The following is a 626-nucleotide window of genomic DNA, read 5'->3' as shown; positions in this document are numbered from 1 at the left end:
GGCGGCAGCCTGAGCCGCGTGGCTGGCGAGAACGTCGGCGTGTACGGCATCAACCAGGGTGGACTGGGCCTGGTCAGCAGCAATTACACCCTGAACTACCAGGGCAATAACCTGACCATCACCAAGGCACTGCTCAATGTGATCGCCGATGCCAAGACCAAGGTCTATGGCGATGCCGATCCGAGCCTGACCTACCAAGTCAGTGGCCTGAAGAACGGCGATACCGCTGGCGCGGTGCTTAACGGCGGCAGCCTGAGTCGCGTGGCTGGCGAGAACGTGGGTGTGTATGGCATCAACCAGGGCGGCCTGGGTCTGGTCAGCGCGAACTACGACCTGAGCTACCAGGGCAATAACCTGACCATCACCAAGGCACTGCTCAATGTGATCGCCGATGCCAAGACCAAGGTCTATGGCGATGCCGATCCGGCACTGACCTACCAGGTGTCCGGGCTGAAGAACGGCGATACCGCTGGCGCGGTGCTCAATGGCGGCGGCCTGGTTCGTGTATCCGGCGAAAACGTAGGCAACTATGCGATTCAGCAGGGTGGCCTGGGTCTGGTCAGCGGTAACTATGACCTGGCTTACCAGGGCAACAACCTGACCATCACCAAGGCGCTGCTGAATGT

General features: G+C 60.5%; 1 protein-coding gene. It reads left to right on the top strand.

Annotated elements, in window-relative coordinates; all coding sequences use genetic code 11:
- Nucleotides 1-626 (top strand): MBG domain-containing protein (locus tag HMPREF3014_RS27105; protein ID WP_177344983.1); only part of this gene is annotated, 626 nt, incomplete at both ends.

Origin of the sequence: Pseudomonas sp. HMSC065H01, from assembly GCF_001815235.1 — a bacterium.
GTDB classification, from domain to species: domain Bacteria; phylum Pseudomonadota; class Gammaproteobacteria; order Pseudomonadales; family Pseudomonadaceae; genus Pseudomonas; species Pseudomonas aeruginosa.
This window is presented reverse-complemented; position numbering and strand designations above follow the sequence as displayed.